This is a genomic window from Acidovorax sp. KKS102, from assembly GCF_000302535.1.
Classification (GTDB): Bacteria; Pseudomonadota; Gammaproteobacteria; order Burkholderiales; family Burkholderiaceae_C; genus Acidovorax.
The window spans coordinates 4,949,976-4,970,401 of record NC_018708.1; the positions used below are offsets into that span (position 1 = coordinate 4,949,976).

The following is a 20,426-nucleotide window of genomic DNA, read 5'->3' on the forward strand; positions in this document are numbered from 1 at the left end:
AGCGGTGATACAACCAAGAAACTCTCGTTCGCATACCGGGCCTCACACGCAGTGGCCGTTAGGTTTGACCATAAAGATGCTGCCGATGACCAACACACCCCGCCTCAAGATTGGCCTGTCCGCCTGCTTTCAACACGCCGACCCTGCACGCCCGCTGTTCACGGGCAAGACGTTGCAATACGTCGAGCAGTCCATCGCCCACTGGCTGATGTCGGCCGGTGCCATGGTGGTAATGGTGCCGTGCCCCACAGGCGAGACCGCGCGTGGCGACGTGACGCTGGACCACTACGCCGAATGGCTGGACGGCATCGTGATGCACGGTGGCGCCGACGTGTGGCCGGGCAACTATGGCGAGGAGCCCTTGCGCGAGGAGTGGGTGGGCGACCGTGTGCGCGACCTGTACGACCTGGCTGTGGTCAAAGCCTTTGCCCAGGTGGGCAAGCCCATCTTTGGCGTGTGCCGGGGCCTGCAGCTCATCAACGTGGCCTTTGGCGGCGCGCTGTACCAGGACATCGAGACCCAGCACCCCGGCGCACAGCAGCACCGCAACGCCACCACCTACGACCAGCACTTCCACGACATCCAGATCCTGCCGGACTCGCACCTGGCCAAGCTGTACCCCAACATGCCACGCGCCCGGGTCAACAGCATCCACCACCAGGGCATCAAGCGGGTGGCGCCAGAATTTGTGGTCGAGGCACTGAGCGAACCCGATGGTGTGCCCGAAGCGATTCGCCTCAAGCCCGCGCCAGGGCGCGGCTACATCGCGGCCACACAATGGCACCCGGAGTTCCACAAGCAGGGCTCGGACACGCTGGACGACACCGCCATCCTGAATGACTTTCTGGCGGCTTGCGAACAAGCCAAGGCCCACCCGCGACCTGCAGCGCGCCCCGCGCCCTCGCTGCGGGAACGGGCCGCGCGGCGGCTGCGTCAAGCACTGTCACGGGAGCGCAACTGACGCAGACGCCGGTGCGCCGGTGCCCGCAGGCAATACCGCCGCCAGCACGTCTTGCAGTTGTGCCCGCAACCAGCGGTGCGCCGCGTCCTGCTGGTAGCGCACATGCCAGATCAGGTACATGGGCAGGCTGGGGCAAGCCACTGGCACCGGCACATGCGCCAGCGCCGCCAATGCGGTGCGCCCCATCAGCGATGGAGCGGTGGTGAGCAGCGCAGTCCCCCGCACGAACGCGGGCAGGGCCGCAAAACCCGGCACACGCACCACCATGCGACGGCGAATGCCGCGCGCCTCCAGCAGCTGGTCCAGCTCCAGCCCCCGGCGCGCCTCGTAGGCCACGGTGGCGTGGTCCGCGGCCAGGTACTCGGTCTCTGACAGCGGAGCACTGCGCACGGCGGGGTCGTAGAACACGCGGTATTGATCCTCCAACAAGCGCTTCTGCACGATGTCTGTGCCCTCCGGCGGGCGGGGGCTGATGACGAGCTGGCATGCGTCAGAGCGCAGCAGTTCGGCACTGGGGGCACCGCTGGGCACGATACGCAGCGTGACGCCTGGTGCGGCGCTGCGCAGGCGTGCCGCCAGCGCGGGCAGCAGCAGATCGCGCTGAAAATCGTTGGCCGCAATGGTCAGCTCGGTCTGCCAATGCAGCGGGTCAAACGCGACCCCTTGGGCAAACAGCTGCATCTGGTGCAGCATGTCGCGCGCAGGCTGGGCCAGGGCCTCGGCGCGGGCGGTGGGCACAATCCCGCGCCCGCGCTTCACAAACAGGGGGTCGCCGGTGATGGCGCGCAGCTTGTCGAGCAGATGACTCACGGCCGACTGGGTCACGCCCAGGCGCTCTGCCGCTGCCGTGATGCTGCCCGTCTCCAGCACCGCCAGCAGCAGTTTCAGCAGGTGCCCGTCCAGGCCCGTTCCATCGAATTTGCTCATGCATTCGATGATGTTTTCAGGCTTCATCTTTGGCAATGGCATCGCGACACTGCGGGCTGACTTACATCAAGCCCCGGAGACTTCCATGCCTTCCCCACTGCCCCCGATCCCCGGCACCACGCCGTTCGATGGCGACCAGGCCCGCAAGGGCTATGCGCTGAACAAGATGTGCTTTTCATTCAACGACGAGGCCAATCGCAAGGCCTTTTTGGCCGACGAAGAGGCGTACATGAAGAAGTACCACCTGAACGAGCAGCAGGCTGCCGCCATCCGCGCCAAGAACGTGCTGCAACTGATTGCCGCAGGTGGCAACGCCTACTACCTGGCCAAGTTTGCTGGCATCTTCAAGTTGGACATGCAGGACATCGGCGCACAGCAGACGGGCATGACCAAAGACGAATTCAAGGCCATGTTGGTGGCCGCTGGCAAGTAAGGAGACAAACCCATGGCACAACTCATCGGCGGCCTAGGCACCTCGCACATCCCCGCTATCGGCAACGCCATCCACAAGGGCCTGCAGAACGAGCCTTACTGGAAGCCCTTCTTCGACGGCTTTCCGCCCATTCGCCAGTGGCTGGGCGAGAAGAAGCCGGACGTGGTGGTGATGTTCTACAACGACCACGGCCTGAACTTCTTCCTCGACAAGATGCCCACCTTTGCCGTGGGCGCTGCGGCTGAATACAACAACGCGGACGAGGGCTGGGGCATCCCCACGCTGCCGCCCTTCCCAGGCGAGGTGGACCTGTCGTGGCACCTCATCAACACACTGATAGAGCAGGAGTTTGACGTGACCACCTGCCAGGAGATGCTGGTGGACCACGCCTGCACGCTGCCGCTCAAGCTCTTCTGGCCCGAGAGAGATTGCCCGGTGACGGTGGTGCCGGTGTGCATCAACACCGTGCAGTTCCCGCTGCCGTCGGCCAAGCGCTGCTACGCGCTGGGCAAGGCGGTTGGGCAGGCCATCCAAAGCTGGGACAGCGACAAGAAGGTGGCAGTGATTGCCTCCGGCGGCCTCAGCCACCAGCTTGACGGCGAGCGCGCAGGCTTCATCAACAAGGCATTTGACCTGCAGTTCATCGAAAGCCTGACCACCAACCCCGAATGGGCCACGCAGTTCAGCGTGCACGAGCTGGTGGAAAAGACCGGCACCCAAGGCGTGGAGCTGCTGATGTGGCTGGCGATGCGCGGGGCGCTGTCCACGGCCAGCGCGGGGGTGCGTCGGGTGCACAGCAACTACCACATCCCGATTTCGAACACGGCAACGGCGGTGATGGCGCTGGAAGCTGTATAGGCACATCCCCCTGAGCGGCTGCGCCGCTTCCCCCTTCTCTCGCTCCGCTGCGCGGTGCGGGCAGGGGGACGACGCCCTCGCTGCGGGGCGGCCCTTGCTCGGCGTCCCCCGCCCAGCACCCAGCGCGCTCCACCGCATGGGCGCATTCACAAGATGCGGTCAATAGTGATAATTCAGCCGCTAGCGCTCATCCAACAAGCGCAAGCAGCTATCAATTCAGGAGCGATGAGTGCTCCTGAATTTTCCCCAGGCTGGCGTCAGGCATTCAAGATACTGTAAATTCATACAGTGAATTTACAGTCCAAACTCGCCATCCTGGCCGATGCGGCCAAGTACGACGCCTCGTGTGCATCGAGCGGCGCTGCGCCGCGCAACTCGGTGGGCGGGCGCGGCATGGGCTCCACCGAGGGCATGGGCATCTGCCACAGCTATGCGCCGGACGGGCGGTGCATTTCGCTGCTGAAAATTCTGCTCACCAACTTCTGCCAGTACGACTGCCTGTACTGCGTGAACCGCGTGACCAGCAACGTGCCCCGTGCGCGCTTCACGGTCGATGAGGTGGTGCAGCTCACGCTGGACTTTTACCGCCGCAACTGCATCGAGGGGCTGTTCCTGTCCAGCGGCATCATCCAGAGCCCCGACTACACCATGGAGCAGGTGGTGGAGGTGGCCCGCGTGCTGCGCGAGGAGCACGACTTTCGTGGCTACATCCACCTCAAGACCATCCCCGACGCATCGCCCGAGCTGATGCAGCGCGCCGGGCGCTATGCCGACCGCCTGTCCATCAACATCGAGCTGCCCACGGCCGAGAGCCTCACGGCCCTGGCACCGGAGAAAAACAGTGCCGCCATCGACCGTTCCATGGCCCGCATGGCCTTGCACATTGGCGAATCGCGCGCGGCCCGCAAGGAGCAAGCCGCGCAGGCCATCGTGTCGATGCCGCAATCGCGCACCACGCGCCGGGCCAGCGCGCCGCTGTTTGCGCCCGGCGGGCAAAGCACGCAGATGATTGTGGGGGCGGATGCCACGGACGACCGCACCATCCTGGCCACCAGCGCGCGGCTGTACGGTGTGCACCGGCTGCGGCGGGTGTACTACTCGGCCTTCAGCCCCATCCCCGATGCCGCGCGCGCCCTGCCGCTGGCCGCGCCGCCCACGGTGCGTGAGCACCGGCTGTACCAGGCCGACTGGCTGATGCGCTTTTACGGCTTCACCCACGACGAGATCGTGCCGCCCAGCCAAGGCAACCAGGTCGGCATGCTGGCGCTGGACATGGACCCCAAGCTGGCCTGGGCGCTGGCGCACCGCGAGCGTTTTCCGGTCAACCTCAACACCGCCCCGCGCGAACTGCTGCTGCGCGTGCCCGGCTTTGGCGTGCAGACGGTGGACCGCCTGCTGGCCGCCCGCCGCGTGCGCCGCCTGCGGCATGCGGACCTGGCGCGGCTGCATGTGCCGCTCAAGAAAGTGCTGCCGTTTGTGGAGGCGGCCGACTACCGCCCCGGCCGTGCTTTGGAGGCTGCTGATTTGGCTGCGCAACTGGCACCTCCACCCCTGCAACGCAGCTTGTTCTGACACCATGCAGCGCCACACCATCACGCTGGAGCACCCCACCGACTGGCCCGGGTTTCGCACCGCCGCACGCGCCCTGGTGCAAGCCCAGGTGCCACCGCAGACCGTGGACTGGCGCTGCCAGGCCGATGCCGCTGAAGACCTGTTTGCGCCAGAGCCCCACGGCCACAACGCCCTGCCACCGCCAGCCCCCGATGCGCCCACGCTGCGCGTCCCCCCCGACTTTGTGCACCTGTGCGAGCAGCTCATCCTGCACCGCGACCCCGCCCGCCTTGCGCTGATGTACCGCCTGCTGTGGCGCATGGCCCAGGGCGGCGCGGAGGCCGAAGCCGCGCGGCACGACCCGCTGGACGCGGACCGCATGTTGGCCCACCACATGGTCCGCGCCGTGCGGCGCGACATGCACAAGATGCACGCCTTTGTGCGCTTTCGGCCCGTGGTGGAACCCGATGGGCAGACCCTGCACATGGCCTGGTTCGAGCCCGACCACTACATCACCGAGGCCAATGCGGGCTTCTTCATCCGCCGCTTCACGCAGATGCGCTGGGCCATCCTCACGCCCGACGCCAGCGTGCGCTGGGACGGCCAGCAACTGCACACTGGCCCCGGCGCGCAGCGCAGCGACGCGCCGCTGCCCGACGCGGGCGAGGCGCTGTGGCTCACTTACTACCGCCACATCTTCAACCCCGCGCGGCTCAAGCTAGCCATGATGAAAAAGGAAATGCCCACACGCTACTGGCACAACCTGCCCGAGGCCGCGCTCATCACCGAGCTGGCGCAGACCGCGCACGAGCGCAGCGCAAAGATGGTGGAGGCCGAGGCCACCGTGCCGCGCAGGCGCATCGCAGCATCACCGCCGCGCTCGCAGCCGGCCGCAGGGACGGGCTCCACTCACCCCAGCGCCGCCTCGCGCATCACCCGGAACTGAGGGGCCGACACCGCCGGTGTCCAGCGCCACGGCAACACCTGCGGCCGCCACAGGGCGCGCAGCACCGTGAGGCGCAACACGCGCTGTGCGCCAGGCCAGGCGGCACGCGCTGCGCGGTCCCACAGCACCTCGGCGTGCGCTGCAATGTGCAACAAGCCGCCCTCTTCATAGTCCACCACCAGCAAGCCTGCCAGCGGGTGCAATGCGAGGTTGCCCAGGGTGTTGAAGAACTGGTTGCCCGGGTAGTCAGGCAGGCTCAGCACCACCCCACCCGGTGTCTGCGCCACCTGCACAAAGCCCGGCTCGCCGCCCCGGTGCGATACATCCACGCCTTCGCTGTGCCCGGCGCCGGGGCGCTGCGCCGAGGCACTGGCGATGAACAGCGTGTCGGCCCGCTGCACACGCGTGATGGCAGCGTCGCCCAGCTCGGCGCCCAGCCACTGCGTCGGGCCCGGGGCAACCAGCGCTGCGCGCAGGCCGGGCTCGCGAGCCTGGATGTACTTGGGGCAGTTGCCAAAGCTCTGCACCACCTGCACGCCCAGGCCATCGTCGCCAAATGCGGTCACCCGCCCGTTCATGCGGTTGCGTCGCCGGGTGAGCGGCTCCAACCCGAGCACGCCCACGGCCGCGCCAGGCGCCAGGTGTGCGAGCACCGGGTCCTTGGAGTCCGGCGCGGTGGCGATCTGCATGCGCAGCGCATCGGGGGTGTGCACAAAACCGGGCGGGCCGGCAAGCATGGTGGCCCATGGCTGGCCTTGGTCATCCAGCGCCCCCAGCAGCAAGGTGGGCAGCTTTTCAAACAGCTCGCGGTGCTGGTCGGGCATGTGGTCGCGCAGCACCATGGCCCCCACGGCCGCCATGCGCTCACGCACCCCCACGCGCGCCTGCAGCGCCTGCTCGCCGGGGTGGAATGCCTCGGGGCGCACCGGCACCGCAACCGATGCAGCAATCTCGGTGGTTGTCATGCCGCCACCTGCTCGGCCGCGGGCAGCTGGTCGGCCAGCACCGGGTAGCCCGGCAACGCCTGCATGCGCGCCACCCAGGCCGCAATGCGCGGGTAGGCATCCAGCGGCAACCCCGCCAGATGTGCCTGCGAGGTGTAGCTGACCATGGCCACATCCGCCAGGCTGGGCGCCGAGCCCCCGAGCAACCAGGCCCGCCCCTGCAGCTCCTCTTCCATGAAGGCGAGCAGGCGCTTGCCGGTGGCCTGCGCGACCTCGTTCACGGCACGGCCCGTCAATGTGGCAAACCGGGGCCCGGCAATGCCCGGCGCCAGAAAGCCTGCCGCCAGGCTGAACCAGCGCTGCAGCTGCGCCTGCCCCACGGCGTCTTGCGGCAGCCAGGCACTGCCGGGGGCGTAGCGCTGCACCAGGTACACCAGGATGCCATTGCTGTCGCTCAGCACCTGGCCAGCGTCCACCAGCACGGGCACCTGGCCCAGCGGGTTGAGTGCCAGAAACTCCGCGCGCTGGTGTTCGCCGCGCAGCAGGTTCACGTCGATCACTTCATAGGGCAGCCCGAGCAGGGACAGCATCAGCTCCACACGGTGGCAGTGGCCCGAGATGGGCATGCGGTAGAGCTGGAGCGGGGTGGTGGGGAACATGGAGGAGCCTCGTCGGTGGGTGAAAGGGAAGATGGCTCGACGATAGCTATTGCAATCTGCGATGTGAATCACCAGCCGCCGCTTTTCATAATTGCGGCTTTCGCAATAATTGAGCGCATGGACTATCTCGACACCCTGCGCTGTTTTGTGACTGTGGCCGATGCGGGCGGCTTTGCCGTGGCGGCGCGACGGCTGGGCTGCTCGGCCACGGCCGTCACGCGCGCCATCGCGGCGCTGGAGGCGCGGCTGGGTGTGCTGCTGTTCCAGCGCAGCACGCGCATGGTGCGGCTGACCGAGGCGGGCGAGCGCTTCTTGCAAGACTGCCGCCCCCTCCTGAACGACCTGCACGAGGCCGAGCAGGCCGCCAGCGGTGCACAGGCCGAGGCCCAGGGCCTGCTGTCCGTCACCGCGCCGCAAATGTTCGGCATCCAGCATGTGGCGCCCATCGTGCAGGGCTTCTTGCAGGCCCAGCCGCGCGTGCAGGTGCGCACGCTGTTCGTCAACCGGCTGGTGCATTTGCTCGATGAAGGCATGGACGTGGCTATCCGCATCGCGCCCCTGCCCGACTCGGGCCTCACTGCGGTGCAGGTGGGCGCGCTGCGCCGCCTGGTGGTGGCGTCTCCCGCCTACCTGGCGCAACATGGCAGGCCACGCCACCCTGCAGACCTGAGCAACCACCGCGCCATCGGCTTCGCGTTTGACGCACGCACGCCAGCGCCCTGGAAATTTCGCGATGGCGCCACCGGCCAGCCGCAGTTCACCTGGATCAGCAACAGCAACGAAGTGGACATTGCCGCCGCAGAGGCAGGCATCGGCCTGACCCGTTGCCTCGCTTACCAGGCCGCAGCCAGCCTGCGCGCCGGGCGGCTGCGCATCGTGCTCGCCGAGCACGAACTGCCCCCTGTGCCCGTGCACATCGTGTACCCCGCAGGGCGGCGCGCCCCAGCCAAGGTACGCGCGTTTGTGGAATGGGCGCGCGAGCGCCTGAGCAAGGAGCCGGTGCTGAACGGACGCGGCCTGGGGCGCGGTAACGCCTTGTTGCCAATGACTTCGTAACCTGTCATCGCGCCACCGGCGAGGTCCGTTGCATAGCTAAGTCCGACGCTGTGTCGGGCGGTTATCCGATCTGAAAGGATTTCTCATGAACAAGCTCCTCGCTGCCCTGCTCGCTGGTTTCTTTGTGACCGCATCGTTTGCCCAGGCCCCTGCGGCTCCCGCAACACCAGCAGCGCCCGCGAAGGCCGCCGCACCAGCGACCCCTGCCACACCGGCCGCGCCTGCCACCCCAGCGGCCCCAGCCGCCGAGGCCAAGCCTGCAGCAATGCCCGCCGCAGCCCCCGCATCGGCACCTGCCGAAAAGAAGGCGGCGAAGAAGACAAAGGCCAAGAAGACCAAGGCAGCGGCAGAGAAAAAGGCCGACGCCGCCAAGCCTGAAGCCGCCAAGTAATTCACGACGCTGCGCCCCACAAAAAAGCCCGCAATGCGGGCTTTTTTGTGCCTAAGCATCCGCCCCTGCCCGCTGGGCAGAAGCCTGGACTTCCAAGGTCAGCATGCGTCGCCAGCCTCAGGCTGGCGAGCTGCGATCAATGATGGTGGCCGTGGGCACCATGCACATGGCGGTGCGCAATTTCTTCGGGGCTGGCAGCGCGCACTTCAGTGACCTTGCAACTGAAGGACAACGCCTGACCTGCCAGTGGGTGGTTGCCGTCCAGGTGCACTTCGGGGCCCTTGATCTTGACCACGTTGAACACGGCGGGCTGGCCGTCGTTGCCCACGCCTTGCAGCTGGCCGCCGACCTTCACGCCGGGCGGGAACTCGCTTTTGGGAATGGTGCGCACCAGGCTTTCATCGCGCGCGCCGAAGGCATCTTCCACCGCCAGCTGCAGCGTGGTGCTGAAGCCCACGGCCTGGCCATCGAGTGCGGCCTCGACCTTGGGGAAGATGTTTTCGTAGCCACCGTGCAGGTACGACAGGTGCCCCGCATCCAGCGGCTTGCCCTGGGGCGTGGTGACCTTGTAGGTGATGGTGACGGCGGAGTCTTTGGTGATGGTGGTGGCCATGGTGGTGCTTGCGCTTTCAGGCGGTGAAGAATCGACGCGGGGCTGGCAGGGGTATGCCACCAGCCGCCGCGCGGGTCAGAACGAAACCCCGGATTGTCCACGAGGCGCCGCACGGCTGCCGTAGCGCCCCGTGAAAGCTTGGCAGGGCCTGGTGAACAGCCCTATGCGCCCACCGGGGCATCGGCCGGGCGCTCTTCCTCCGTCTGGCCGGGGTAGCGCGCAAAACGCCGCGCCTCGGTCCCATGCACCGGGTCCTGGTCGGGCCAGGGCCAGCCGCCGAACTGGGTACGGCGGTAGTCGTTCATGGCCTGCATGATCTCGGCCTGTGTGTTCATCACAAACGGGCCGTACTGCGCCACGGGCTCGGCGATGGGCTGGCCTTGCAGCAGCAGGCATTCCAGCGGCGTGGCGCCGGTGTTGGTCAGCTGCCAGTCCTGCCCGGCCACCAGCTCCAGCGCGGCGTGCTGGCCCACGTCCTGCGGGCCCACGCGCAGGCTGTCGCCCACAAAGAAGTACAGCATGCGGCGCGTGCCCTGGCCGCGCGCGGCGGGCAGCGTCCACTGCGCGCCGGGGTCCATGCGCAGCGTCCAGATAGCCACATCGCCCTCGGGCTGCGAAGCCCAGGACTCGGGTGGCGGCGCCAGCGGCGCGGGCGCGCCGGGCAGGGCGCCCGCCACCACCGTCACCGTGGTGGCACGGCCTGCGTCGTCGTGGTGGACCAGGCGCGGAATGCGCTCGTTCCACAGCATGGTGAAGTGCGGCTCCACCATCTTGTTCTTCGCGGGCAGGTTCAGCCAGATCTGGAACAGCTCCAGCGGGTTGGGCTCGGTGGCGTTGAGCAGCGGGAACATCTCCGAATGCACGATGCCCTTGCCAGCCGTGACCCACTGCACATCGCCCCCGCCAAAACGCGCGGCGGCGCCCAGCGAGTCGGAATGGTCGATTAGGCCCTTGCGCACGAGGGTGACGGTTTCAAAGCCCCGGTGCGGGTGGCCCGGAAAGCCGGGCACCGTGTCGCCGTGGTACATGCTCCAGCCGTCCTTGCGGCTGAAGTCGCTGCCGATCTGGCGGCCCTCCAGCGACACGGCGGGCGCAAATGCGCCATTGCCTGCGGGATAGGCGTCGTCATGGTGGGCGCAGAACAGGAACGGGTCCATCGTGGGCCACAGCGGACCCAGCGCCTGGGCCTGCACGACGGGCAGGCTGGCGGCAGACGAAGACACGGTGGGGGAGGACGACATCAAGGACTCCTTGGGTTTGCGCCACCGGCTATCGGGCAGCACGCCTGCCAAAGATAAGGCCAGAGGCCGCTTTCAGAAGTGCGCTGGGTGGAACAGTGCGGTGCGGCATACAGGACAGTGCCGCACAGCGTGCGCACACAGTTTCGTCACCATTTCAGGCAAAAATGACTGCATGCGCTAGTGGAATATGCCTGAACTGCTATCAATTAAATAGCACCCTATCTCCTCACACGGCACCCGCGTGGGAAGGCGCGGCGGCGGACGGTGGTGGTGCCGGGCGCAACACGAAACCACCCAGCACGGCGGCCACCAGCGAGCACACGGCCGACACCCAGAACGCCAGCTGGTAGCCTGCATTGAGCGCCTGCTGCACGCTGGCCCCGGCCTGGCGCAGGTGGTCGGTGCGGGCATCGGCCAGGCTGGCCAGGATGGCGAGGCCCAGCGCGCCGCCCATCATGAACGCGGTGTTGACCACCCCCGAGGCCAGCCCCGAGTCTTCGGGCTTCACATCGCCCATGGCGGCCAGCAGCAGCGGGTTGAGCGCAATGCCGGCACCCACGCCCAGCAGCAGCATGCCGGGCAGCACGTGGATGACAAACCGCCCCTCGGTGGGTGCCAGCGCAAACAGGGCCAGGCCCACCGCCGCCAGCAGCAGCCCCCAGCCCAGCGTGCGGCAAATGCCAAAACGCATCACCACCCAGGCCGACAGCCCCAGTGAGCAGCCCGCCATGATGAGGTTGGACGGCAAAAACGCCAGGCCCACCTGCATCGCGTCATAGCCCAGCACCAGCTGCATGTACAGCGCCGACAGAAAGAACCACGCAAACATCGACGCCGCCCACAGCACGCCCACCACGTTGGAGATGGCCAGGTTGCGCAGCCGCAGCAGCGGCAGGGGCACCAGCGGCGCGGTCACATGCGACTCGATGAACAAAAAGGCTGCCAGCAGCGCCGCCGCAGCCCCCAGCAGCCCCAGCGACTGCAACGAGGTCCAGCCCGCCGCGTTGCCGTTGACGATGGCGTACACCGCCAGCATCAGCGACGCGGTGATGGTGACGGCGCCCGCCACGTCCAGCCGCTGCCCGTGCGCCTGCCCCTTGCCGCCCGGCAACAGCGCCAGGCAGGCCAGGTAGATGGCCACACCCACGGGGATGTTGACCAGAAAGATCCAGTGCCAGCTCAACGCGCTGGTGAGCACCCCGCCCAGCAGCACGCCGATGCTGCCGCCACCGGCGCACACAAAACCGTAGACGCCCATGGCCCGCGCACGCTCGCCCGGCTCGGTGAACAGATTCATGATGAGCGACAGCGCCACGGCCGACACCACCGCGCCGCCCACGCCCTGCACCGCACGTGCCGCCACCAGCAGCCCCTGCGTATTCGCCAGCCCGCAGGCCAGCGATGCGATGGTGAACAGCGTGATGCCCGCCAGAAACAGCCGCCGGTGCCCATACAGGTCGCCCAGCCGCCCGCCCAGCAGCAGGCAGCCGCCAAAGGTGAGCATGTAGGCGTTGACCACCCATACCAGCGAGGTTTCGGTGAAGCCCAGGTCGGCCTTGATGCTGGGCAGCGCAACGTTCACGATGGTGGTGTCGAGCACGATCATCAGCTCGCCCAGGCACAGCAGGATGAGTGCGGGCCAGCGTGCGCGGCCTTCGATGCGGAGGGTCATGGGATGGTGGAAATCAAAAGAGATTGGCAGCGCAGTGTGTCATGCGCGTTGCGCTGGCGACTGAGGACTAGCGGGGTGCAATACCAGTGCGGCTGTGGATCTGGCTTGGCTAGCCCTGCGGTTGTGTCACCCTTCAGGGGGAAGCCGCGCAGTGGCTCAGGAGGTTCGGGTGTACTTGGCTTGCATGAACTGCTTCCAGCTGCCGTCTGGCTGCTGGCCGAACGAGGTGAGCGTGCGCTCGTTGGCGCTGACGACGGTGATCACATCCCGGTAGCGCATGATGGCGCCGTCGGCCTTGAAGCTGGGGCCTTCGGTCTCCAGCGTCAGCACCTTCTGGTCCGCATCGAGCGTGCCGCGGTACACCCACATATGCGTCATCATCGAGCCCACCCAGGTGCCGACAAACGCCTGCTGGTCCGGGTCGTAGCCCAGCGTCATCAGCATGCGGGCCTCGCCGCCCCCACCGGGCATGGAGCCCGCCCCTTCGCACAGCACCCACAGGCTGCCCAGCGCACGCACTTGCTCGGTGCCCCGGCTTTGCGCGGGGGGTTCACCCGGGCCCATGTCGGCCAGCGACTCGCAGGTCCAGTCGCCCAGCAGCTGCTGCAGCCAGCGGTGCATGGCGTGGGGTTCGGGGTTCATCATGGGGGTCTCCTGGTGATGTGGTGGGCGCGCGCTCAGTCGCGGTCGGGTGCTCCTAGCGGAAAGTAGTGGCGGTAGGGGCGACCGCCTTCCACCGCGCGTGCAAACGAGGGGCGTGCGAGCAACCGGGCGCGGTAGGCGCGCAGCTGCGGGTAGGTGGCTGCGATGGGGTGTGTCCAGTCGGCATAGAACAGCGAGGGCGCCGCAGCGCAGTCGGCCAGCGAGAACGACTCGCCCGCCGCCCAGGTGCGCCCTGCCCACATGCCCTCCAGCCAGGCATAGGCTTTCTCCAGTTTCTCGGTGGCCCAGGCCACGCCTTCTGCCTTGCGCTCGGCGTTGCCGGTCAGCGCGGCGTTGACCGCGTGCTGCACCGGGGCCATGACATGCAGGTCAAAGAAGCGGTCCATGAAGCGCACGTCCAGCGCCGCCCGGGGGTCGGCAGGAATCAGCGGCACGGGCCCCGGGTGCGCGAGCTGCAGGTGCTCGATCACGATGCTGCTTTCCACCACTGTGCGGTCTCCATCCACCAGCACCGGAAACTTCGCCAGCGGCCAATGACGCAACCAGTCGGCGGAATGGCTGACGGGCTCAGCGGGGTCGAGATTGAGCAGCTCAAACGGCGTGCCGTTCTCGTACAGCGCGATCAGCACCTTCTGGGTGTAGGAGGAAAAGGGGTGGCCGTAGAGGGCGAGCATGCGGGGTCCTGTGTGTGGGTCGATGTGGTTGGCGGGGGTCGCACTCATTCGGGAGCCACCACCATCCAGGGCACGCCAAAGCGGTCGGCCACCATGCCAAACGCCTGCGAGAAAAAGGTCTTGGTCAGCGGCATCTGCACCTTGCCGCCATCGGCCAGCGCATCGAAATAGCGTTTGGCATCGGCTGTATTGGCGGGGCTCAGCGCCAGCGAGATGCCCTGGAAGCTGGCATGGCCCGAGCCCATGCCGTCCGACGCCATGATCTGCGTGTCGCCGACGGTGAACGAGGCGTGCATGACCATCTCGGGCGCAGGGCCCGGGCCGCTGCCGTCGGCGCAGCCCTCGCCAGCGGCGGGCTCGGGATTGTCCTTGTAGCGCATGAGCATGGTGACTTGAGCGCCCAAAGCGTGGCGATAGAACTCCAGCGCTTCATCGCAGCGGCCTTCGAACATCAGGTAGGACTCGACTTTCATGGGATCTCCTCGGGAGGGTTGGCGGGCCAGTGAACGTTTCGGCGCGCAATTGTGAACACCGTCCACAAACAATAGCAAAGATAATGGACAGTGTCCACATCCCAACGATCCATGACCGTAAGCACCCGCAACAAGGCCGCCCTCTCCCGCACACCTGCCGCACGCAGCACCTATCGCCACGGGGATTTGCACCGCGCGCTGCTGGACGCGGGCATTGAACTGGCGCGCCAGGGCGGGCCCGATGCCGTGGTGCTGCGTGAGGCAACGCGCCGTGCGGGGGTGGCGCCCAATGCGGCCTACCGCCATTTCGCCAACCGCGACGACCTGCTGGGTGCCGTGCGCGCCGCGGCTGTGGCAGCCGCCGCGCGGTCGATGGAGGCCGAGCTGGCCCTGGTGCCCGCCACCGGCACGCCCACCGAGCGGGCCCACGCCAAGGTGCGCGCCGTGGGTGCGGGCTACCTGCGGTTCGCGCACGCCGAGACAGGGCTCTTTCGCACCGCGTTCGGCGGCCGCTTCACGGTGCAGCAAACGCCCGACCCGGCCATGGGCGGCGCCACAGGGCTCAACCCCTTCCAGCACCTGAGCGCCGCGCTGGACGACCTGGTAACTACTGGCGCCCTGCCGCCCGCGCGCCGCCCGGGCGCCGAATACCTGGCCTGGTCCACCGTGCACGGCATGGCGCTGCTCGCCATCGACGGGCCGCTGCGCGGCACGCCCCAGCAGATGCTGGACCTGCTGGGCCAGCGGTTGCTGGACATGGTGGAACGGGGGCTCTGAGCGCACCGCGCACGCCGGGTCCACTCAAGAACTGCCTTGGAACAGGCTTCGATGATCCTATGGGCCGGTAGCGCCCACAAACAATGCCCTTGCTGCTATCTAATTTGCAGCAGATATTTCCCATGCCTCATCCGGCCGCCAGCCCATACAGCCGCGCCGTGGCCTGCACCCGCGCCACCAGCGCGCGGCGCAATGCCACGGGCCGCAGCACTTCCACCTGGGGCGACAGCCGCATCAGCTGCCCGCAGGCATGCTCCACCGACTCGATGGGGATCGTCACGGCCGTGCGGCCGTCCTTGCGGCGGGACGGAGGGGTGGCGGCCACCGCTCGGGCCACGGCGCTGCTGAGCGCGCGCAGCCCCCGCAACCCTTCGGGCGTGGCCAGCAGTGCGGCCTCGCCCGTGTACAGGCCTGACTCAAAACGCCGGATCGACGCGGCCCAGTAGCCCGGCAGGTCAAAGCGTGCGGGGCGCCTGGCTGGTTGGTCGAGCGCCGTGGCAGCGAGGATGTTCGACACCCGGTAGGTGCGCGGCCCGCGCGCATCGGCTCCCATAGGCAAAGCCACCAGGTACCACACGCCCGCTTTCAGCACCAGGCCCAGCGGGCTCACGGTGCGCTCTGCCGTGCGCGCCCAGCCCTCGTAGCGCAGGGTGATCTGGTGGCCGCTCCACACGGCGGCCGCCACGGTGGGCAGGTGCGGTGTGGGGTCGCTCTCGCGGTACCAGTCCACCGGGTCCAGGTGCAGGCGGGTGCTGACACGCTGCGCATCGTCGCGCCAGGCGGCGGGCAGCGCGGCCAGCAGCTTCAGACGCGCGCCCGCGACATCGCCGCCCAGGCCCAGGTCCTGCGCAGGGCCGGGCAGGCCACTCAAGAACACGGCCTGCGCCTCCGACGGCGTGAGGCCTGTGAGCGTGGTCTTCCAGCCCGGCAGCAGCGCAAAGCCACCATGGCGCCCCCGCTCGGCATAGATGGGCACGCCCGCAGCGCTGAGCTGGTCCACGTCGCGGTACAGCGTGCGCACCGACACCTCCAGCGCCTCGGCCAATGCCTGCGCGCTCATGCGGCCACGCGTCTCCAGCAGCATCTGGAGTGACAACAAACGGCTGGCGCGCATGGGCTTTGGCAGGGGTGGTGCAAAAAGACGGAAGGCCAAAGATATCGCAAATACCTGCCATGGTTTGGCAGGTATAGCGGCACACACTGGAACCCTGTCTTCGCCTTCTTGCCCCCCACCTTTTCAGGAGCCCCCAATGCTCACCACCGATCCCCACGCCATCGTCGAACTGCGCCAGTACACCTTGCATCCCCAGCAGCGCGAAGTGCTCATCGACCTGTTCGACCGGGAGTTTGTGGAAACCCAGGAGGCGCAGGGCATGCGCGTGCTGGGCCAGTTCCGCGACCTGGACCGGCCCGACCAGTTCGTCTGGCTGCGTGGCTTTGCCGACATGCCGGCGCGCCACCGCGCGCTGGAGGGCTTTTATGGCGGCCCCGTGTGGGCGGCACACCGCCACGCCGCCAATGCAACCATGATCGATTCGGACAACGTGCACCTGCTCTGCCCGGCCTGGCCCGGCGCCACGGCCGGCCTTCCGCAGCACGCGCGGCCGCAGCCTGGCGCGCAGGGTGCAGCCGCCGGCGTCCTGCAGATCACCGTGTTCCCGTTGCGGGAGCCCGCCACACCCCAGTTGCTGGACTTCTGCCGCCACCGCATGGTGCCCACACTGCTGCGCGGCGGCGCGCGCCAGCTCGCCTGGTTCTGCACCGAGCACAGCCCCAACACCTTTGCCCGCCTGCCAGTGCGCGAAGGCGACCCCGTGCTGGTGGGCCTGGCCCTGTTTGGCGACGAGGCTGCGTTGCAGTCGTTTGCCGACAGCGGCGCTTGGGCGCGCGACGTGGGGCCCGGTCTCGCCCCCTGGCTGGCGGCAGCGCCCGAGGTGCTGCGCCTGCAGCCGACCGCGCGCTCGGCGCTGCATGCGTGACGCACCCGCACACCTCTCCCCTGACGCATCAACCACCCCGGAGCCCCACCATGTCCACCCCAGCCCGCCTCACTCCCATCCCGTCGCCCACCGTCGCGCCCAGTGCCGCGCGCGACTTCGACTTTCTCATGGGCCCCTGGCGCATTCGCAACACGCGGCTGGTGCGCAGGCTCGCGGGCTGCAACGACTGGGAGGTTTTTGACGCAACGGGCACCGCCCACCCATTGCCCGGTGGCATCGGCAACTTCGACACCTTCACACCGCTGGCCTGGAATCCCGGCTACGTGGGCATGGCACTGCGTGTGTTCAACCCCGTGACGCAGCGCTGGAGCATCTACTGGCTGGACAACCTCACTGGCGGCCTGGACCCAGCCAACGGCCTGCTGCTGCCCCCCGTGGTGGGTGGCTTTCAGGGTGGCGTGGGCCTGTTTGAAGGCGAGGAGCTGTTCGAAGGTCGCCCGGTGCGCGTGCGCTTCGAGTGGTCGCAGATGCACACGGGCGCGCCGCGCTGGCAGCAGGCGTTTTCGGACGACGGCGGCGCGACCTGGGAGGTGAACTGGGTGATGGAGTTTGCGCGGCCGGTGTGAGCACAGGCAGCCACCCAACACCCAGGCTAAAAATTGAAGCCAAAACAGCCCCTGGCACCTGATGGTTATGAGCTATCAGCTACCAAAGCAGGAGCGCTAACTCACGCCATCTGGAGTGCTGCTTCCTGCACCGGGAAGTCCGTGGACGCCGCCACCGCACGCCACTGCGCCGTCTCTTTCGCCACAAAGGCATGTTTGTCGGCAATGGTTTGCAGCGTGTCGGTGCCCAGCGGCAGGCGCAGCGGCGGCGTGGGGCTGGCTACCAGCTGCATCACGGCCTGGGCCAGGCGCACCGGGTCGCCGGGCTGGTTCAGGTTGATGCGGCGGGCGGCCTCGCGCACGGCACCAGCGCTCTCGGCGTAGTCGTCCAGCACACGGGGCGACACGGCCAGCGAGGCACTGTCCAGAAACTCGGTGCGGAAGTACCCCGGCTCCACCACCGTGGCGTGGATGCCCAGCGGCGCCAGCTCGGCATGCAGCGCCTCGGTGATGCCCTCGACCGCGAACTTGGTGGAGCAGTACAGGCCAAAACCGGCAGCCGACTGCACGCCGCCCAGCGACGAGATGTTGATCACATGCCCTGCGCGGCGCGCGCGCATGTTGGGCAGCACGGCGCGGGTCACATGCAGCAGGCCGAACACGTTGGTGTCGTACAGGCGCAGCACCTCGTCGGCGGTAGCTTCTTCGACCGCGCCCAGCAGGCCATAGCCCGCGTTGTTGACCAGCACGTCGATGCAGCCGAAGCGGTCAAGCGCCGCGCCCACGGCATGGCGGGCCTGCGCCTCGTCGGTCACGTCCAGCGCCAGGGGCAGCAGGGCATCGTGTGCGCCCAAGCGCTTTTCGACCGAGGCGGCGTCGCGCGACGTGGCGACCACGGCATCGCCCTGGGCCAGCGCGGCCTCGGCAATGCGCGCGCCGATGCCGCGCGAGGCGCCGGTGATCATCCAGACGCGGGAATACGAGGAATGGGTGGTGGTGGCTGTGGTGGAAGTCATGACAGGTCCTTGAGGTGGTGTTGAGCAATGGGCAGTGCCCATGGCGGTGGACTGTAGGCAAGCCATTGCCATGCGACTAGCCCATAATCTCCGGATTCATTCGCAAGCAACGCTTGCCAATCCACCACGCAGCCGCCCCGCACAATACCTGCCCACCATGGCCATCAATGAACTGCGCGCCATCGCCAACTTTGCCAAGGCCGCCGAGCTGGGCAGCCTGCGCCAAGCGGCGGCCGCGCAGGGCATCACGCCACAGGCGTCCAGCCAATTGCTGGTGCAGCTCGAATCGCACCTGGGCGTGCGGCTGTTCCACCGCACCACGCGCAGCCTGAGCCTCACCGAAGAAGGGCGGCAGTTCCTGGCCTCCGCACAGCCAGGCCTGGCCACGCTGCAGCAGGCGGTGCAGGGTGCGCGGCGCGGGCGTGAGGAGATGGCGGGGCCGCTGCGCATCGTGGCGCCGCGCTCCATCCTGCTGGAGGTGATCTGGCCGGTGCTCGACGAGTTCTGCCGCCGCCACCCGCTGGTGGAGCCCGATGTGCAGCTGGACGACCGCATCGGCAACTGGGTGGAAGACCGCGTGGATGTGGGCTTCCGCTCGGGCTACCCACCGGAGGGCGGCGTGGTGGCGCGGCGGCTGCTCACGCTGCAGCTCATCGTGTGCGCGGCGCCTTCGTACATCGCGCGCCACGGGGCGCCGGCCAGCATCGACGACCTGGCGCAGCACCGCTGCAGCGGCTTTCGCCATGCATCCACCGGCAAGCCCATGCCCTGGGAATTCCAGGTGGGCGACGACATCGTGGCGCGCACCATCCACCCCACGTTCTGCACCAACGACATCGAGGTGGAGGCCCGTGCGGTGCTGGGCGGCCACGCGGTGGGCCAGCTGGTGGGCCCCACGGCCGCGCCGCTGGTGCGCAGCGGCCAGCTGGTGCCGCTGCTGCCACAGCATGTGGCGCAGCACCTGGCGCTCTACGTGTACTACGGCAGCCGCACGGCGCTGCCTGCGCGCGTGCGGGCCTTCATCGACCTGGCGGTGGAGATGGTGGCCAACAACCCCGCCTACCTGCTCACGCCCAAAGAGCTGGCGACCCACGGCCATGCAGTGCAGAAAAAGCCCCGCGCGCGAAAGTCCACGCAGTGAGTGCCGTGCTGACTGTTCAGGCCGCAAACCCGCCGTCGATCAGCAAGCTCGCCCCCGTCACCATGCCCGACTCCGGCCCAGCCAGATAAGCCACCATGCCCGCGATCTCGTCGGGGTGGGCGTGGCGGTTCAGGGCCATCAGACCGTGCATGTCGCCCGCCATGGGGCCATCAGCCGGGTTCATGTCGGTGTTGACCGGGCCGGGCTGCACGTTGTTCACCGTGATGCCACGCGGGCCCAGGTCGCGCGCCAGGCCCTTGGTCAGGCCCACGATGGCGGCCTTGCTCATGCCGTACACGCTGAATCCGGCCCATGGCACGCGGTCGGAGTTGGTGCTGCCGATGGTGATGACCCGGCCATAGGCGCCGCCCTGGCCCATGTGGCGCACGGCGGCCTGGGTGGCCACAAACACGGCGCGCACGTTCACATTGAGCGTGTGGTCAAAGTCGGCCAGCGCAAAGCTGTCCAGCACGCCCGCCACGGCCACACCCGCGTTGTTGACGAGGATGTCCAGGCGGCCCAGCTCGCGTGCGGCGCGGTCCACCGCCTGCGTGAGGGCCACGGCGTCGGCGCTGTCGGCCTGCAGGGCCAGCGCCTTGCCACCGCTCGCCGCCATGTCCGCCACCAGCGCCTGCGCAGGTGCTGCCGAGCGGCTGTAGGTGAAGGCCACGGCCGCACCGTCGCGCGCCAGGCGCCGCACGATGGCCGCGCCAATGCCGCGCGCGCCGCCGGTGACGAACGCGACCTTGCCCGCCAGCGGGCGGCCAGGCGATGAAGGAGCAGAGACTGGGGATGTTTCAGACACAGAAGACATGGTGTTGTTTCTCCAACAAGATGCATGCAAAAAATGGTTCGCCACCGAACCGCGAATACCTGCAGTGTCAG

General features: G+C 67.9%; 23 protein-coding genes. 11 read left to right on the forward strand and 12 right to left on the reverse strand.

Features of this window, described 5'->3' with window-relative positions:
* Window positions 1-85: 85 nt before the first annotated feature.
* On the forward strand, window positions 86-961 hold the full coding sequence (locus C380_RS22770; RefSeq protein WP_015016193.1) for a gamma-glutamyl-gamma-aminobutyrate hydrolase family protein: 876 nt from the start codon (window positions 86-88) through the stop codon (window positions 959-961).
* Here the strand turns inward: C380_RS22770 and C380_RS22775 are convergent.
* Window positions 944-1,915, reverse strand: a complete 972-nt coding sequence (locus C380_RS22775) for a LysR family transcriptional regulator (protein ID WP_015016194.1) — start codon at window positions 1,913-1,915, stop codon at window positions 944-946. The genes C380_RS22770 and C380_RS22775 overlap by 18 nt on opposite strands.
* A gap of 58 nt (window positions 1,916-1,973) precedes the next feature.
* Between C380_RS22775 and C380_RS22780 the strand changes: the two genes are divergently transcribed.
* The 4 genes from C380_RS22780 (at window position 1,974) to C380_RS22795 (ending at window position 5,676) form a co-directional block, all read left to right on the forward strand.
* Window positions 1,974-2,321, forward strand: coding sequence for a protocatechuate 4,5-dioxygenase subunit alpha (locus tag C380_RS22780; protein ID WP_015016195.1), 348 nt, complete (start codon window positions 1,974-1,976; stop codon window positions 2,319-2,321).
* Between the two features lie 12 nt (window positions 2,322-2,333).
* Window positions 2,334-3,179: a class III extradiol dioxygenase family protein gene (locus tag C380_RS22785; protein WP_015016196.1), complete on the forward strand. Its 846-nt coding sequence runs from the start codon at window positions 2,334-2,336 to the stop codon at window positions 3,177-3,179.
* Window positions 3,180-3,467: 288 nt separating this feature from the next.
* Entirely contained in the window at window positions 3,468-4,751 is a 1,284-nt protein-coding gene (locus C380_RS22790) for a putative DNA modification/repair radical SAM protein (RefSeq protein ID WP_015016197.1), read from the forward strand.
* Between the two features lie 4 nt (window positions 4,752-4,755).
* Window positions 4,756-5,676 carry a TIGR03915 family putative DNA repair protein gene (locus C380_RS22795; RefSeq protein WP_015016198.1) on the forward strand — a complete coding sequence of 307 codons (921 nt, stop codon included), beginning with the start codon at window positions 4,756-4,758 and terminating at the stop codon, window positions 5,674-5,676.
* On the opposite strand, the gene C380_RS22800 is transcribed toward C380_RS22795, so the two are convergent.
* Together C380_RS22800 and C380_RS22805 are read right to left on the reverse strand one after the other, a co-directional pair.
* Complete coding sequence (locus C380_RS22800) at window positions 5,640-6,641, reverse strand: pyridoxamine 5'-phosphate oxidase family protein (protein WP_015016199.1); 1,002 nt, start codon at window positions 6,639-6,641, stop codon at window positions 5,640-5,642. The two genes, C380_RS22795 and C380_RS22800, sit on opposite strands and share 37 nt — an antisense overlap.
* Window positions 6,638-7,279, reverse strand: a complete 642-nt coding sequence (locus C380_RS22805) for a glutathione S-transferase family protein (RefSeq protein WP_015016200.1) — start codon at window positions 7,277-7,279, stop codon at window positions 6,638-6,640. Before C380_RS22805 ends, C380_RS22800 begins: the two co-directional genes overlap by 4 nt.
* Before the next feature lie 117 nt (window positions 7,280-7,396).
* On the opposite strand from C380_RS22805, the gene C380_RS22810 reads away from it, so the two are divergent.
* Both C380_RS22810 and C380_RS22815 read left to right on the forward strand, forming a co-directional pair.
* Window positions 7,397-8,335, forward strand: a complete 939-nt coding sequence (locus C380_RS22810; protein ID WP_015016201.1) for a LysR family transcriptional regulator — start codon at window positions 7,397-7,399, stop codon at window positions 8,333-8,335.
* Between the two features lie 85 nt (window positions 8,336-8,420).
* Window positions 8,421-8,726, forward strand: coding sequence for a hypothetical protein (locus tag C380_RS22815; RefSeq protein WP_015016202.1), 306 nt, complete (start codon window positions 8,421-8,423; stop codon window positions 8,724-8,726).
* 136 nt (window positions 8,727-8,862) lie between these two features.
* Here the strand turns inward: C380_RS22815 and C380_RS22820 are convergent, their stop codons facing one another.
* The 6 genes from C380_RS22820 to C380_RS22845 all read right to left on the reverse strand — a co-directional run bounded on the left by C380_RS22820 (window position 8,863) and on the right by C380_RS22845 (window position 14,062).
* Window positions 8,863-9,339 (reverse strand): peptidylprolyl isomerase, encoded by a 477-nt coding sequence (locus C380_RS22820; RefSeq protein ID WP_015016203.1) that lies wholly within the window; start codon window positions 9,337-9,339, stop codon window positions 8,863-8,865.
* A 161-nt stretch (window positions 9,340-9,500) separates the two neighbouring features.
* Entirely contained in the window at window positions 9,501-10,580 is a 1,080-nt protein-coding gene (locus C380_RS22825; protein ID WP_015016204.1) for a pirin family protein, read from the reverse strand.
* A 226-nt stretch (window positions 10,581-10,806) separates the two neighbouring features.
* On the reverse strand, window positions 10,807-12,252 hold the full coding sequence (locus tag C380_RS22830; protein WP_015016205.1) for an MFS transporter: 1,446 nt from the start codon (window positions 12,250-12,252) through the stop codon (window positions 10,807-10,809).
* A gap of 156 nt (window positions 12,253-12,408) precedes the next feature.
* Window positions 12,409-12,897, reverse strand: coding sequence for a DUF1579 domain-containing protein (locus C380_RS22835; protein ID WP_015016206.1), 489 nt, complete (start codon window positions 12,895-12,897; stop codon window positions 12,409-12,411).
* Window positions 12,898-12,929: 32 nt separating this feature from the next.
* A complete protein-coding gene (locus C380_RS22840) occupies window positions 12,930-13,589 on the reverse strand; it encodes a glutathione S-transferase family protein (protein ID WP_015016207.1) in 660 nt (219 codons plus the stop codon).
* Window positions 13,590-13,633: 44 nt separating this feature from the next.
* Window positions 13,634-14,062 carry a VOC family protein gene (locus tag C380_RS22845; RefSeq protein ID WP_015016208.1) on the reverse strand — a complete coding sequence of 143 codons (429 nt, stop codon included), beginning with the start codon at window positions 14,060-14,062 and terminating at the stop codon, window positions 13,634-13,636.
* Window positions 14,063-14,173: 111 nt separating this feature from the next.
* Here C380_RS22845 and C380_RS22850 point away from each other — a divergent pair, with 111 nt between their 5' ends.
* Entirely contained in the window at window positions 14,174-14,839 is a 666-nt protein-coding gene (locus tag C380_RS22850) for a TetR/AcrR family transcriptional regulator (RefSeq protein ID WP_015016209.1), read from the forward strand.
* Window positions 14,840-14,966: 127 nt separating this feature from the next.
* On the opposite strand, the gene C380_RS22855 is transcribed toward C380_RS22850, so the two are convergent.
* A complete protein-coding gene (locus C380_RS22855; RefSeq protein ID WP_015016210.1) occupies window positions 14,967-15,953 on the reverse strand; it encodes a YafY family protein in 987 nt (328 codons plus the stop codon).
* Window positions 15,954-16,089: 136 nt separating this feature from the next.
* Between C380_RS22855 and C380_RS22860 the strand changes: the two genes are divergently transcribed.
* Entirely contained in the window at window positions 16,090-16,818 is a 729-nt protein-coding gene (locus C380_RS22860; protein WP_015016211.1) for an NIPSNAP family protein, read from the forward strand.
* 50 nt (window positions 16,819-16,868) lie between these two features.
* On the forward strand, window positions 16,869-17,405 hold the full coding sequence (locus C380_RS22865; protein WP_015016212.1) for a hypothetical protein: 537 nt from the start codon (window positions 16,869-16,871) through the stop codon (window positions 17,403-17,405).
* A 101-nt stretch (window positions 17,406-17,506) separates the two neighbouring features.
* Here C380_RS22865 and C380_RS22870 read toward each other — a convergent pair whose 3' ends face one another.
* The gene (locus C380_RS22870) at window positions 17,507-18,400 is read right to left on the reverse strand and encodes an oxidoreductase (protein WP_015016213.1); all 894 of its coding nucleotides are present in this window, start codon (window positions 18,398-18,400) and stop codon (window positions 17,507-17,509) included.
* Between the two features lie 157 nt (window positions 18,401-18,557).
* Between C380_RS22870 and C380_RS22875 the strand changes: the two genes are divergently transcribed.
* Window positions 18,558-19,541: a LysR family transcriptional regulator gene (locus C380_RS22875; protein WP_015016214.1), complete on the forward strand. Its 984-nt coding sequence runs from the start codon at window positions 18,558-18,560 to the stop codon at window positions 19,539-19,541.
* Window positions 19,542-19,557: 16 nt separating this feature from the next.
* Here C380_RS22875 and C380_RS22880 read toward each other — a convergent pair whose 3' ends face one another.
* A complete protein-coding gene (locus C380_RS22880) occupies window positions 19,558-20,355 on the reverse strand; it encodes an SDR family oxidoreductase (RefSeq protein ID WP_015016215.1) in 798 nt (265 codons plus the stop codon).
* Between the last annotated feature and the right edge of the window lie 71 nt (window positions 20,356-20,426).

Bases quoted from the DNA above. Each gene is read 5' to 3' on its own strand.
- C380_RS22770 (WP_015016193.1), top strand. From the start codon at position 86: ATGACCAACACACCCCGCCTCAAGATTGGCCTGTCCGCCTGCTTTCAA.
- C380_RS22775 (WP_015016194.1), bottom strand. From the start codon at position 1,915: ATGAAGCCTGAAAACATCATCGAATGCATGAGCAAATTCGATGGAACG.
- C380_RS22780 (WP_015016195.1), top strand. From the start codon at position 1,974: ATGCCTTCCCCACTGCCCCCGATCCCCGGCACCACGCCGTTCGATGGC.
- C380_RS22785 (WP_015016196.1), top strand. From the start codon at position 2,334: ATGGCACAACTCATCGGCGGCCTAGGCACCTCGCACATCCCCGCTATC.
- C380_RS22795 (WP_015016198.1), top strand. From the start codon at position 4,756: ATGCAGCGCCACACCATCACGCTGGAGCACCCCACCGACTGGCCCGGG.
- C380_RS22800 (WP_015016199.1), bottom strand. From the start codon at position 6,641: ATGACAACCACCGAGATTGCTGCATCGGTTGCGGTGCCGGTGCGCCCC.
- C380_RS22805 (WP_015016200.1), bottom strand. From the start codon at position 7,279: ATGTTCCCCACCACCCCGCTCCAGCTCTACCGCATGCCCATCTCGGGC.
- C380_RS22810 (WP_015016201.1), top strand. From the start codon at position 7,397: ATGGACTATCTCGACACCCTGCGCTGTTTTGTGACTGTGGCCGATGCG.
- C380_RS22815 (WP_015016202.1), top strand. From the start codon at position 8,421: ATGAACAAGCTCCTCGCTGCCCTGCTCGCTGGTTTCTTTGTGACCGCA.
- C380_RS22820 (WP_015016203.1), bottom strand. From the start codon at position 9,339: ATGGCCACCACCATCACCAAAGACTCCGCCGTCACCATCACCTACAAG.
- C380_RS22825 (WP_015016204.1), bottom strand. From the start codon at position 10,580: ATGTCGTCCTCCCCCACCGTGTCTTCGTCTGCCGCCAGCCTGCCCGTC.
- C380_RS22830 (WP_015016205.1), bottom strand. From the start codon at position 12,252: ATGACCCTCCGCATCGAAGGCCGCGCACGCTGGCCCGCACTCATCCTG.
- C380_RS22835 (WP_015016206.1), bottom strand. From the start codon at position 12,897: ATGATGAACCCCGAACCCCACGCCATGCACCGCTGGCTGCAGCAGCTG.
- C380_RS22840 (WP_015016207.1), bottom strand. From the start codon at position 13,589: ATGCTCGCCCTCTACGGCCACCCCTTTTCCTCCTACACCCAGAAGGTG.
- C380_RS22845 (WP_015016208.1), bottom strand. From the start codon at position 14,062: ATGAAAGTCGAGTCCTACCTGATGTTCGAAGGCCGCTGCGATGAAGCG.
- C380_RS22850 (WP_015016209.1), top strand. From the start codon at position 14,174: ATGACCGTAAGCACCCGCAACAAGGCCGCCCTCTCCCGCACACCTGCC.
- C380_RS22855 (WP_015016210.1), bottom strand. From the start codon at position 15,953: ATGCGCGCCAGCCGTTTGTTGTCACTCCAGATGCTGCTGGAGACGCGT.
- C380_RS22860 (WP_015016211.1), top strand. From the start codon at position 16,090: ATGCTCACCACCGATCCCCACGCCATCGTCGAACTGCGCCAGTACACC.
- C380_RS22865 (WP_015016212.1), top strand. From the start codon at position 16,869: ATGTCCACCCCAGCCCGCCTCACTCCCATCCCGTCGCCCACCGTCGCG.
- C380_RS22870 (WP_015016213.1), bottom strand. From the start codon at position 18,400: ATGACTTCCACCACAGCCACCACCACCCATTCCTCGTATTCCCGCGTC.
- C380_RS22875 (WP_015016214.1), top strand. From the start codon at position 18,558: ATGGCCATCAATGAACTGCGCGCCATCGCCAACTTTGCCAAGGCCGCC.
- C380_RS22880 (WP_015016215.1), bottom strand. From the start codon at position 20,355: ATGTCTTCTGTGTCTGAAACATCCCCAGTCTCTGCTCCTTCATCGCCT.